At 66.4% G+C, this 12,226-nt stretch carries 14 protein-coding genes; all 14 read left to right on the top strand.

What is annotated here, in order from left to right:
• Positions 1–4 precede the first annotated feature (4 nt).
• The 14 genes from M3A49_RS34260 (at position 5) to hisD (ending at position 12,110) form a co-directional block, all read left to right on the top strand.
• Positions 5–820: a thiazole synthase gene (locus M3A49_RS34260; RefSeq protein ID WP_266232884.1), complete on the top strand. Its 816-nt coding sequence runs from the start codon at positions 5–7 to the stop codon at positions 818–820.
• The gene (gene thiE, locus M3A49_RS34265; protein ID WP_266232885.1) at positions 817–1,929 is read left to right on the top strand and encodes a thiamine phosphate synthase; all 1,113 of its coding nucleotides are present in this window, start codon (positions 817–819) and stop codon (positions 1,927–1,929) included. The genes M3A49_RS34260 and thiE overlap by 4 nt, the downstream gene beginning before the upstream one ends.
• Before the next feature lie 169 nt (positions 1,930–2,098).
• Positions 2,099–2,920, top strand: a complete 822-nt coding sequence (locus tag M3A49_RS34270; protein WP_266232886.1) for an ABC transporter ATP-binding protein — start codon at positions 2,099–2,101, stop codon at positions 2,918–2,920.
• The gene (gene mlaE / locus M3A49_RS34275) at positions 2,917–3,693 is read left to right on the top strand and encodes a lipid asymmetry maintenance ABC transporter permease subunit MlaE (RefSeq protein ID WP_254356219.1); all 777 of its coding nucleotides are present in this window, start codon (positions 2,917–2,919) and stop codon (positions 3,691–3,693) included. Before M3A49_RS34270 ends, mlaE begins: the two co-directional genes overlap by 4 nt.
• 73 nt (positions 3,694–3,766) lie before the next feature.
• Positions 3,767–4,318 (top strand): outer membrane lipid asymmetry maintenance protein MlaD, encoded by a 552-nt coding sequence (mlaD, locus tag M3A49_RS34280; RefSeq protein ID WP_266232887.1) that lies wholly within the window; start codon positions 3,767–3,769, stop codon positions 4,316–4,318.
• A gap of 14 nt (positions 4,319–4,332) precedes the next feature.
• A complete protein-coding gene (locus M3A49_RS34285; RefSeq protein WP_266232888.1) occupies positions 4,333–5,331 on the top strand; it encodes a VacJ family lipoprotein in 999 nt (332 codons plus the stop codon).
• A gap of 183 nt (positions 5,332–5,514) precedes the next feature.
• Complete coding sequence (locus M3A49_RS34290) at positions 5,515–6,147, top strand: MlaC/ttg2D family ABC transporter substrate-binding protein (protein ID WP_254356216.1); 633 nt, start codon at positions 5,515–5,517, stop codon at positions 6,145–6,147.
• Positions 6,144–6,416, top strand: a complete 273-nt coding sequence (locus M3A49_RS34295; RefSeq protein WP_028206565.1) for an STAS domain-containing protein — start codon at positions 6,144–6,146, stop codon at positions 6,414–6,416. Before M3A49_RS34290 ends, M3A49_RS34295 begins: the two co-directional genes overlap by 4 nt.
• 277 nt (positions 6,417–6,693) lie before the next feature.
• Positions 6,694–7,620: an ABC transporter ATP-binding protein gene (locus tag M3A49_RS34300; RefSeq protein WP_266232889.1), complete on the top strand. Its 927-nt coding sequence runs from the start codon at positions 6,694–6,696 to the stop codon at positions 7,618–7,620.
• Positions 7,617–8,372 (top strand): ABC transporter permease, encoded by a 756-nt coding sequence (locus M3A49_RS34305; RefSeq protein ID WP_042269663.1) that lies wholly within the window; start codon positions 7,617–7,619, stop codon positions 8,370–8,372. Before M3A49_RS34300 ends, M3A49_RS34305 begins: the two co-directional genes overlap by 4 nt.
• Before the next feature lie 15 nt (positions 8,373–8,387).
• Positions 8,388–8,627: a BolA family protein gene (locus tag M3A49_RS34310; protein ID WP_028206568.1), complete on the top strand. Its 240-nt coding sequence runs from the start codon at positions 8,388–8,390 to the stop codon at positions 8,625–8,627.
• A gap of 108 nt (positions 8,628–8,735) precedes the next feature.
• Entirely contained in the window at positions 8,736–9,998 is a 1,263-nt protein-coding gene (murA, locus tag M3A49_RS34315) for a UDP-N-acetylglucosamine 1-carboxyvinyltransferase (RefSeq protein ID WP_133186226.1), read from the top strand.
• On the top strand, positions 9,995–10,693 hold the full coding sequence (gene hisG / locus M3A49_RS34320; RefSeq protein WP_254356214.1) for an ATP phosphoribosyltransferase: 699 nt from the start codon (positions 9,995–9,997) through the stop codon (positions 10,691–10,693). Before murA ends, hisG begins: the two co-directional genes overlap by 4 nt.
• Before the next feature lie 97 nt (positions 10,694–10,790).
• The gene (gene hisD, locus M3A49_RS34325) at positions 10,791–12,110 is read left to right on the top strand and encodes a histidinol dehydrogenase (protein WP_266232890.1); all 1,320 of its coding nucleotides are present in this window, start codon (positions 10,791–10,793) and stop codon (positions 12,108–12,110) included.
• Positions 12,111–12,226: the final 116 nt, after the last annotated feature.

Genomic DNA, 12,226 nt, shown 5'->3' on the forward strand with positions numbered 1-12,226 from the left:
CTACATGACCACCACATCCACCGCCGACGCGCTCACGCTCTACGGCGAAACCTTCGCGAGCCGCGTGCTGCTCGGCACGTCGCGTTATCCTTCGCTGCAGTCGCTCGCCGACTCGATGGCCGCCGCGCGCCCCGGCATGATCACCGTCGCGCTGCGCCGCCAGATGAACGAGGGCACCGCCGAAGCCGGCTTCTTCGACCTGCTCAAGCGCCACGGTGTGCCGCTCCTGCCGAATACGGCCGGCTGTCTCACCGTCAACGAGGCGGTGACGACGGCGCACATGGCGCGCGAAGTCTTCGAAACCGACTGGATCAAGCTCGAACTGATCGGCGACGACTACACGCTGCAGCCCGACCCGGTCGGCCTGATCGAGGCCGCGTCGCGCCTCGTGAAGGACGGCTTCAGGGTGCTGCCGTATTGCACCGAGGATCTCGTGATCGGCCGGCGTCTGCTCGACGCGGGCTGCGAGGCGCTCATGCCGTGGGGCGCGCCGATCGGCACCGGCAAGGGCGTGATCAACCCCTACGGCTTGCGCGTGCTGCGCGAGCGCTTGCCCGATGTGCCGCTGATCGTCGATGCGGGCCTGGGCGTACCTTCGCACGCGTGCCAGGTGATGGAGTGGGGTTTCGACGGCGTGCTGCTCAACACGGCCGTTTCGCAGGCCACGCACCCCGCGGCGATGGCGCGCGCGTTCGCGCTGGGCGTCGAGGCGGGGCGCGCCGCGTTTCTCGCCGGACCGATGGCCGAGCGCGAAGCGGCGGTCGCCAGCACGCCCGTGGTCGGCATGCCTTTCTGGCACCAGGATGGAGACAAGCGATGACTGAAACGCTGCGCCTGCAGGACCGCGAACTGTTCTGGCCGCCCGCCGACGAACTCACCGAAACGGCGGAGCGCATCCGCGCGCGCCTGGGCGACTGGCAGCCCACGCACGCACCGTGGCGCATCTGTCTCACGCCGCCCGACGCCCCCAACGGCGGCGATCTGATCATCGTGACCGACGCGGCGCCGCATCTGGCCAACATCGCGCGCTGGATGACCGACGGCGCGGGCGTGATCGAAGCCGCGGGCGAAAACCCGAAGGCGGCGCGCGCCACGCTGCATCTGGGCGGCGAGCGTTACGCGCTCGAGGGCGAACTGGCGGAAGACTGGATTCCGGCACTGGCGGCGTTCCTCGACTGCGGCTTCGATCCGCACGACGCGCTCGTGCTCGCGCTCGCCTGGCGCGACGGCGACGAGCAGCAGATCGACGCCTGGCCCGTCGACATCAAGCGTTTTCCGCGCGTGCTGGGCTTGCCCGCCGCGCCCGCGCTGCCGTTCGCGCCGTGTCCCGCGAAGCTCGGCTTGTATCCGGTGCTGCCCACGGCCGACTGGGTCGAACGCGTGCTCGACTACGGCGTCAAGACGGCGCAGCTGCGCAGCAAGCAGCCGAAGTCTCCGGCGCTCACTCGCGAAATCGAGCGCTGCGTCGCGGCGGCCCGCAAGCACGACGCGCAGCTCTTCATCAACGATCACTGGCAGGAGGCCGTCGCGGCCGGCGCTTATGGCGTGCACCTCGGCCAGGAAGATCTGCGCGAAGCCGACCTCGGCGCGATCGCCGCGGCCGGCGTGCGTCTTGGCCTCTCGACGCACGGCTACTTCGAGATGCTCACGGCGCTTCATTTCCGTCCGAGCTACCTCGCATGCGGCGCCGTCTTCGCCACCACGACCAAGGCGATGCCCACGGCGCCCCAGGGCCTCGCGCGTCTCGCCCGCTACGTGAAGCTGCTGGACGGCGTCGTGCCGATGGTGGCGATCGGCGGCATCGACGGCAATGTGCTGCCCGAGGTGCTCGCCACGGGCGCTGGCAGCGCCGCGGTAGTGCGCGCCGTGACCGAGGCGGCCGACCCGGCTGCCGCGGTTGCTGCATTGCGCAACGCGTTTACGCAATAATGGTCCGCCCTGGCTTCGGGCTGCGCCGTGTGCGCGACCCGAGGCTGAGGGGGCCGCAACCCGCAACAGCGGGCGATTGCGGCTTACATCGGCGGGACTAGGGGCGTCACGGCAGGTTTTCCACGATGGCCCTATAATCCCGCCTTCGTGTAAATGGACTGTCAGCCACGTGCCCTCAACCTCTGAGACCCTACTGGAGCTGCGCGACGTCGACTTCGGCTACGGCGACCGGCTCGTCCTGTCCGGCCTGAACATGCGCTTCCCGCGCGGTCGGGTGGTGGCAGTCATGGGCGGTTCCGGTGGCGGAAAAACGACAGTGCTGCGTCTGATCGGCGGCCTCGTTCGCGCCCAGCGCGGCCAGGTGCTGTTCGGCGGCCAGGACGTCGGCGCGCAATCGCGCGACGGCCTCTACGCGCTGCGCCGCAAGATGGGCATGCTCTTCCAGTTCGGCGCGCTCTTCACCGACATGTCGGTGTTCGAGAACGTCGCCTTCGCCCTGCGCGAGCACACCGACCTGCCCGAAGAGCTGATCCGCGACCTCGTGCTCATGAAGCTCAACGCCGTCGGCCTGCGTGGCGCGCGCGACCTCGCGCCTTCGGAAATTTCCGGCGGCATGGCGCGGCGCGTGGCGCTCGCGCGCGCCATCGCGCTCGATCCCGAACTGATGATGTATGACGAGCCGTTCGCGGGTCTCGACCCGATTTCGCTCGGCATTACCGCGAATCTCATCCGCACGCTCAACGACGCACTCGGCGCAACTTCGATCCTCGTCAGCCACGACGTGCCCGAGTCGTTCGCGATCGCCGACTACGTGTATTTCATGGCGAGCGGCCGGGTGCAGGCGCAGGGCACGCCCGCCGAGCTGCGCGCCTCGACCGACCCGATCGTGCGCCAGTTCATCGACGGCGCGCCGGACGGCCCGTTCCGGTTCCATTACCCGTCGAACCTGCCGCTCGAAGCGGACTTCGGCATTGGCGGAGGCCGCTCATGATCGGCGCCATCAGCTCGATCGGGCGCACCGTGCTCGAAACGATCGCGCGCGCGGGGCATGCCACGCGCTTTTTCGTGCGCCTCGTCCTTGAATTCTTCCCGTTGCTGCGCCGGCCGCGTCTTGTCACGAAGCAGATCCACTTCGTCGGTAATTATTCGCTCTTGATCATTGCCGTGTCGGGCCTGTTCGTGGGCTTCGTGCTCGGGCTGCAGGGCTATTACACGCTCAACCGCTACGGCTCCGAGCAGGCGCTCGGGCTGCTGGTCGCGCTCTCGCTCGTGCGCGAGCTCGGGCCCGTCGTCACCGCGCTGCTGTTTGCGGGCCGCGCGGGCACCTCGCTCACGGCCGAGATCGGCCTCATGAAGGCGGGCGAGCAACTCACGGCCATGGAGATGATGGCGGTGGACCCCGTGCGCGTGGTGGTCGCGCCGCGCATGTGGGCAGGCGTGATCGCCATGCCGATCCTCGCGGCTATTTTCAGCGCAGTCGGCATTCTGGGCGGCTACGTGGTGGGCGTGCTGCTGATCGGCGTGGACGCCGGCGCGTTCTGGTCGCAAATGCAGGGCGGCGTGGACGTCTGGACCGATGTGGGCAACGGCGTGGTGAAGAGCATCGTGTTCGGCTTCGCCGTGACGTTCACCGCGCTCTATCAGGGCTATGAGGCGAAGCCCACGCCCGAGGGCGTGTCGCGCGCGACCACCAAAACGGTCGTGTACGCGTCGCTCGCGGTGCTCGGCCTCGACTTCCTGCTCACCGCGCTGATGTTCAGCTAAAGACGCCGGGCAGCGACCCGGCCGCGCGGCGCGCACAGGAGCGACGCCGCAATGGATTCTCATTGGGATGACGATGAAAAAGAATGCTCTCGACTTCTGGGTCGGTCTGTTTGTGGTCCTGGGCTTTATCGCGCTGCTGTTTCTTGCGCTGAAGGCCGGCAACATGAGTTCGCTGTCGTTCCAGTCCACCTACCCGGTGAAGCTCAAGTTCGACAATATTGGCGGCCTCAAGCCGCGCGCGCCGGTGAAGAGCGCGGGCGTGACCGTGGGCCGGGTGGCGTCGATCGGCTTCGACTCCAACACCTATCAGGCGCTGGTGACGATCAACCTCGACCAGCAGTACCAGTTTCCGAAGGACACGTCGGCGAAGATCCTGACGTCGGGCCTGCTCGGCGAGCAGTACATCGGCCTCGAGCCCGGCGGCGATTCGGAGATGCTCAAGGCCGGCGACACCATTTCGATGACGCAGTCGGCCATCGTGCTCGAGAACCTGATCGGCCAGTTCCTCTATAGCAAGGCGGCCGATTCGGGCGCCGCGAAGCCGTCCAGCGGCGCGAGCACGGACGCGGCGCCTGCTGCCGCACCTGTACCGGCTCCGGCACCGGCGGCTTCGGCGGCCCAATAAGAAGGAGAAAAAGAATGACGACCATACGGATGCGCGCCATTACGATTGGCGTCGCAGCGCTTGCACTCGGGGGCTGTTCGACGGTGCAGACGCCGTCGAAGGAAGATCCATGGGAAGGGTTCAACCGCACGGTGTACACGTTCAACGACAAGGTTGACACGTACGCGCTCAAGCCGGTGGCGCAGGGCTACGTGAAGGTGACGCCGCAGCCCGTGCGCGATAGCGTAACGAACTTCTTCGCGAACATCGGCGACGTGTACAACGCCGCGAACAACTTCCTGCAGCTGAAGATCACCGATGGTGTCGAGGACATCATGCGGATCGTGATCAACACGGTCTTCGGCCTCGGTGGCCTGTTCGACGTCGCGACGCTCGCGAAGCTGCCCAAGCACAACCAGGACTTCGGTCTCACGCTTGGTCACTATGGCGTGCCGCCCGGCCCGTACCTCGTGCTGCCGCTGTTCGGTCCGAGCACGGTGCGTGACGGCGTCGGCCTCGTGCCCAACTACTTCATCAATCCGCTCACCTATGTGGATCCGGCCGCGCTGTCGTGGGGCCTGTACGGCCTGAACGTGGTGAGCACGCGCGCCAACCTGCTTGGCGCGAGCGACCTGCTCGAAGGCGCGGCGATCGACAAGTACTCGTTCATCCGCAACGCCTATCTGCAGCGCCGCCGCTATCTGCTTTCGGACGGCCGCGCGTCGTCTGACAGCAACCTGCCGGACTACGGCGATGGCGCGCCGCCGCCGAAGTACGACGACACCGACGAGGGCGCGGCGCCTGGCGCGCCGGCCGGTGCGGCGGTCCCCGCTTCGGGCACTGCGCCTGCGGCCACGCCGAATGCGGCCAGCATGGTGCCCGCCAACCCCAACGGCGCAACGACCGCCCCGGCCACGCTGGAAGGCCCGGCTGGCACCGCGGCGCCCGCGGGCGCGTCGGAAACCACGGTGCCGGGCGACCAGATGATCCCGCCCGCGCGCATCGGCTTCCCGAGCATGCTGCGTCTGCACTGAGCGCTGCGCTCCGGCGTGGCGTGGCGCGACGCCTCGCCGGACCGTTCGTCTGACATATATGTCTGACGTAACAAGCAGAAACGCTTGTCGCACTTTGCTGGCAGTTTTTGACATAGCGAGATAGATCTCGCGTGATATCGTTGGCTCCAACGGGGCGATGTCCCCCAACTAGCAGGACTCGAGATGAAAAAATTCTTTCTGTACCCGTTTTTCGCCATGTTTCTTTCGTTTGCCGGCGGCGCGTTCGCCCAGACGGTAGACACCAGCAATCCCGACGCAATGGTTCAGACGGTCACGCAGCAGGTCATGAGCCAGATCAAGGGTGACAAGACCATCCAGTCCGGCGACATCAGCAAAATCACGCTGCTCGTGAACGAAAAGATCCTGCCGTACACCGACTTCCGCCGCACCACGCAGCTCGCGATGGGCCGCAACTGGCGCACGGCCACGCCGGAGCAGCAGCAACAGGTCATCGAGCAGTTCAAGACGCTGCTCATCCGTACGTACTCGGGCGCGCTCGCCCAGGTGCGCGACCAGCAGATCCAGTACAAGCCGTTCCGCGCGAACCCGGACGACACCGACGTCGTGGTCCGTTCGACGGTCATGAACGGCGGCCAGCCGATCGAGCTCGACTATCGCCTCTACAAGACGCCGCAAGGCTGGCGCGTGTATGACATCAACGTGCTTGGCGCGTGGCTCATCCAGGCGTACCAGCAGCAGTTCCAGGAAAAGATCCAGCAAGGCGGCGTGGACGGCCTGATCCAGTTCCTCACGCAGCGCAACCAGCAACTCGCATCGGGCAAGGCGACCTCGTGAGCGAGCGTTTCGCCACCGGCGCCAACCTGACCCACGAGAGCGCAAAAGCAGCGCTCTCGGCCGGGTACGCGCAGATCTCGGCGGGCGCAACCGCCGTGGACTGCGCGGCGCTCACCCAGTTCGATTCATCGGCGCTCGCCGTGCTGATCGCCTGGCAGCGTGCCGCGCGTGAGCGCGGCGCTTCCCTCGCCGTGCTCAACATGCCCCCCGCGCTCGCCTCTCTCGCGCGCGCCTACGGCGTCGATTCGCTTCTCAACGAGCGACATTGACCCGCGTCGCCTGGCCGGACGCTAACGTTCGAGCGGTGTAACGCCGCACTGCCGGGCCGACGCCGTTCCCCTCCAGGGCCAGGCCGCGCTTTCCGACTTGGCCTATAATCAACCGTTTTTTGGGCGCTGCCTCGGCGCAAAAAGCACCGCTTGGTATGTAATAAGCGTGCACTGAGACAGCAAAGCCGGCCTCGTAAGCCGTCCCCAATTCCGGTCTTCCCCGCAGCATTGATGCACTCTTGAGCCGCACCGTTCGCAAACGGGCGGCGTATTAGTCATGCCAGCCATAGAAATCCGTAACGTCAAGAAGCGCTACAAGTCGCTTCAGGCGCTCAAGGGCGTCAGCTTCACGGTCGAAGACGGCGAGTTCTTCGGGCTGCTCGGCCCGAACGGCGCGGGCAAGACGACGCTCATCAGCATTCTTGCCGGCCTCGCGCGCGCGGACGAGGGCTCGATCGCCGTCCGCGGCCACGATGTCGTCGCCGACTACCGCAACGCCCGCCGCAGCCTGGGCGTCGTGCCGCAGGAACTGGTGTTCGATCCGTTCTTTACCGTGCGCGAGACACTGCGCATCCAGTCCGGCTACTTCGGTCTGCGCAACAACGACGCGTGGATCGACGAAGTCATGGCCAATCTCGATCTCACCGAGAAAGCCGACGTGAACATGCGCGCGCTGTCCGGCGGTATGAAGCGCCGCGTGCTCGTGGCGCAGGCGCTCGTGCACCGGCCGCCCGTGATCGTGCTCGACGAACCCACCGCCGGCGTGGACGTGGAACTGCGCCAGACGCTCTGGAAGTTCATCGCGCGCCTGAACCGCGAAGGGCACACCATCGTGCTCACCACGCACTATCTCGAAGAAGCCGAGCAGTTATGCGACCGCATCGCCATGCTCCGGCGCGGCGAGATGGTCGCGCTCGAGCGCACGAGTGCGCTGCTGCAGCGCTTCGCCGGCACGCAGCTGTTCCTGCGCTTCTCGGAAGGCGTGCTGCCGAGCGATCTGCGCGCGCTCGAAGTCGATCCGGCGGGCGCCAGCGCACACCAGCATCTGCTGCGCCTCGCGAGCTACGACGACGTGGAGCGTATTCTGGCCAAGTGCCGCGCGAACGGCTGCAAGCTCGAAGAAGTGGAAGTGCGCAAGGCCGATCTGGAGGATGTCTTCGTGCAGGTGATGAACGGTCCTGAAGTGGTCGAGGGTCTCGCATGAGCGGTTTCCGTACGCTGTTCTACAAGGAAGTGCTGCGGTTCTGGAAGGTCGCTTTCCAGACCGTGCTCGCGCCCGTCATTACCGCGCTGCTCTATCTCACGATCTTCGGCCATGCGCTGCGCGGCCACGTTGAGGTGTATCCGGGCGTGGAGTACACGAGCTTCCTGATTCCCGGCCTCGTGATGATGAGCGTGCTGCAGAACGCCTTTGCCAACAGCTCGTCGTCGTTGATCCAGTCGAAGATCACTGGCAATCTCGTATTCGTGCTCTTGCCGCCGCTCGCTGCATGGGAGATGTTTGGTGCCTATGTGCTCGCCTCGATCGTGCGCGGCCTCGCCGTTGGCGCGGGCGTGTTCGTCGTGACGATCTGGTTCATTCCGATGAGCTTCGCCGCGCCGTTCTACATCCTCGCTTTCGCGGTGCTCGGCTCGGCGATCCTCGGTACGCTCGGCCTGATCGCCGGGATCTGGGCGGAGAAGTTCGACCAGCTCGCGGCGTTTCAGAACTTTCTCATCATGCCGCTCACGTTCCTTTCGGGCGTGTTTTATTCGACGCATACGCTGCCGCCCCTGTGGCGCGAAGTGTCGCGGCTCAATCCGTTCTTCTACATGATCGATGGTTTCCGCTTCGGGTTCTTCGGCCTGTCCGACATCAACCCGCTCGTGAGCCTGTCGATCGTTTTCGTGTTTTTCGTGGCGCTGGCCACGCTCGCCATGCGTTTGCTCGCGAGCGGGTACAAGCTGCGTCACTAAGCAGGAGCCATACTCATGTTGCCGACTCCGGAACAGATCAAGCAGTACATCTCGGCAGGGCTCGCGTGCGAGCACCTCGAAGTCGAAGGCGATGGCCAGCACTTCTTCGCGACCATCGTCTCCTCAGCATTCGACGGCAAGCGCTTGATCCAGCGCCATCAGCTCGTCTACGCGGCGCTCGGCGACCGCATGCGCGAGGAAATCCACGCGCTCAGCATGAAGACGCTCACGCCCGCCGAATGGCAGAACGCATAATCTGGAATCTCAGTGCGAATCACCCAGGACAAAGACGCCGCCGCGAGCGGCGCAGCTCAACATCAAGCGACCCCGCAAGCCGGCCGCACCGATCAGGAAACCTCAGGCATGGATAAACTCGTCATCGTCGGCGGGCAGAAGCTCGCAGGGGAAGTGGCTGTTTCCGGTGCAAAGAATGCGGCGCTGCCCATTCTCTGCGCAGGCCTTCTGAGCGCGGAACCCGTTCATCTCGACAACGTGCCCGACCTCCAGGACGTGCGCACCACGCTCAAGCTGCTTGGCCAGATGGGCGTGCGTACCGAGCAGCACGGCGCGCGCGTGCAGCTCGACGCCTCGAAGGTGAACAATCTCGTCGCGCCGTATGAGCTCGTGAAGACCATGCGCGCGTCGATCCTCGTGCTCGGGCCGCTCGTCGCGCGCTTTGGCGAGGCGAAGGTGTCGCTGCCGGGCGGCTGCGCGATCGGCGCGCGCCCCGTTGACCAGCACATCAAGGGCCTGCAGGCGATGGGTGCCGAGATCAACATCGAGCACGGCTTCATCGAGGCGCGCGCGAAGCGCCTGAAGGGCGCGCGCATCGTCACCGACATGATCACGGTCACCGGCACGGAAAACCTGCTGATGGCCGCCGTGCTCGCCGAGGGCGAGACGGTGATCGAGAACGCCGCGCGCGAGCCCGAAGTGGGCGACCTCGCGCACCTGCTCGTGGCGATGGGCGCGAAGATCGAAGGCATCGGCACCGACCGCCTCGTGATCCAGGGCGTGGACAAGCTCCACGGCGCGCACCACACCGTCATTCCGGACCGTATCGAAGCGGGCACGTTCCTGTGCGCAGTCGCGGCCGCGGGCGGCGACGTCACGCTGCGCCACGTGCGTCCGCACATCCTCGACGCCGTCACCGACAAACTGCGCGAAGCGGGCGTGACGATCGAAGAGGGCGACGACTGGATGCGCGTGCGCATGCACGAGCGCGCGCGCGCCGTGAACGTGCGCACCTCCGAATACCCGGCGTTCCCGACCGACATGCAGGCGCAGTTCATGGCGCTCAACACGATCGCGGACGGCACCTCGCAAGTGGTCGAAAACATCTTCGAAAACCGCTTCATGCACGTGCAGGAACTGAATCGCCTGGGCGCCCACATCACGATCGACGGCAAGACGGCGCTCGTCGCCGGTGTCGAGAAGCTCTCGGGCGCGAAGGTGATGGCAACCGACCTGCGCGCCTCGGCTAGTCTCGTGATCGCGGGCCTGTGCGCGGACGGCGAAACGCTGATCGATCGCATCTATCACCTCGACCGCGGCTACGACCGCATGGAAGAGAAGCTCACGAAGATCGGCGCGAACGTGAAGCGGATCAAGGGGAGCGCGCAATGAGCACGGTCGAGTCCAGGCCCACGCCGGCGGCCGCGGCCAGCGCGCCGCTCACGCTTGCGCTCTCGAAGGGCCGCATCTTCGAGGAGACGATGCCGCTGCTCGCCGCGGCGGGCGTGCATGTGACCGAAGACCCGGAAACCTCGCGCAAGCTGATCCTGCCGACCACCGACCCGAACCTGCGCGTGATCATCGTGCGCGCGACCGACGTGCCCACCTACGTGGAGTACGGCGCGGCCGACTTCGGCGTGGCGGGCAAGGACGTGCTTATCGAGCACGGCGGCGGCGGCCTGTATCAGCCGATCGATCTCGACATCGCGCGCTGCCGTCTTTCGGTGGCCGTGAAGGGCGGCTTCGATTACGCGAATGCGGTGCGCCAGGGCGCGCGCCTGCGCGTGGCGACCAAGTACACGGAAGCCGCGCGCCAGCACTTCGCAGCCAAGGGCGTGCACGTCGACCTCATCAAGCTGTACGGCTCGATGGAGCTCGCACCGCTCGTCGGCCTCGCCGACGCGATCGTCGACCTGGTCAGCACGGGCGGCACGCTGCGTGCGAACAATCTGGTCGAGGTCGAGGAGATCATGGAGATCTCGTCGCGCCTCGTCGTGAATCAGGCGGCGCTCAAGCTCAAGCGCGCCGCGCTGCGGCCCATCATCGACGCGTTCGAACGCGCGTCGCGCGGCGCGCAGGCGAGCTGACAGAGTAGAAGCGAAGGGCAGGCGCAATCACGCGCCGCCCCGCGCGCAGTGCGTCTCAAAAGGCGCCGCGCGCACAACGTAACGGATGGATACCAGCATGGCTATCACGATGCGCAAACTCGATTCCAGCGCCGAAGGCTTCAAGAAGGCGCTGCACGCGGTGCTCGCCTTCGAGGCGAGCGAGGACGAGGCCATCGAGCGCTCCGTCGCGCAGATTCTCGCCGACGTGAAGGCGCGCGGCGACGCCGCCGTGCTCGACTACACGAACCGCTTCGACCGCCTTGCCGCCCCGAGCGTCGCGGCGCTCGAGCTGCCGTTCAGCGAACTCGAAGCGGCGCTGGAGAGCCTGGAGCCCAAGCAGCGCGCGGCGCTCGAAGCGGCGGCGGCGCGCGTGCGCGGCTACCACGAGAAGCAGCGCATCGAGTGCGGCTCGCATAGCTGGCAATACACCGAATCCGACGGCACGGTGCTCGGCCAAAAGGTCACACCGCTCGACCGCGTGGGCCTTTATGTGCCCGGCGGCAAGGCCGCGTACCCGTCGTCCGTGCTGATGAACGCCATTCCCGCGCGGGTGGCGGGCGTGCGCGAAATCATCATGGTCGTGCCCACGCCCGACGGCGTGAAGAACCCGCTCGTGCTGGCGGCGGCGCTGCTCGGCGGCGTCGATCGCGTGTTCACGATCGGCGGTGCGCAGGCCGTGGCGGCGCTCGCGTACGGCACGAATACGATCCCGGCCGTCGACAAGATTTGCGGACCGGGCAATGCCTATGTCGCTTCGGCCAAACGCCGCGTGTTCGGCACGGTCGGCATCGACATGATCGCGGGCCCCTCGGAAATCCTCGTGATCTGCGATGGCACGACCGATCCGCGCTGGGTGGCCATGGACCTGTTCTCGCAGGCCGAGCACGACGAGCTCGCGCAGTCCATCTTGCTGTGCCCGGACGAGAGTTTCATCAAGCGCGTGGCAGACGCCATCGACGAACTGCTGCCCGCCATGCCGCGCGCCGAAGTCATCGCCACGTCGCTCACGAACCGCGGCGCGCTCGTGAAGGTGCGCGACATGGCCGAGGCCTGCGCCATCGCCAACGAGATCGCGCCGGAGCACCTCGAAATCTCGGCGCTGGAGCCGCAGAAATGGGGCGCCGAAATCCGCCACGCGGGCGCGATCTTCCTTGGCCGCTACACGAGCGAAAGCCTCGGCGACTACTGCGCGGGGCCGAATCACGTGCTTCCTACGTCTCGTACCGCACGTTTCTCGTCGCCGCTTGGCGTCTATGATTTCATCAAGCGCTCGAGCCTCATCGAGGTGAGCGCGGAAGGCGCGCAAACGCTCGGCGAAATCGCAGCCGAGCTGGCCTACGGCGAAGGCCTGCAAGCCCACGCGCGCAGCGCCGAATTCCGCATGAAGCAGATGTAAGGCACGCCTCGCGACTCGCAGAAACCGGTTGAGTGAGCCGTCGCGCAGCATGGAGACGCAGTGCGGCGGCAAGCCCCGCGAGTGCGCGGGGCGCAGCAGTTAGACCTTCAGTTTGA

The organism is Paraburkholderia sp. CNPSo 3076 (assembly GCF_026343935.1).
Taxonomy (GTDB): domain Bacteria; phylum Pseudomonadota; class Gammaproteobacteria; order Burkholderiales; family Burkholderiaceae; genus Paraburkholderia; species Paraburkholderia nodosa.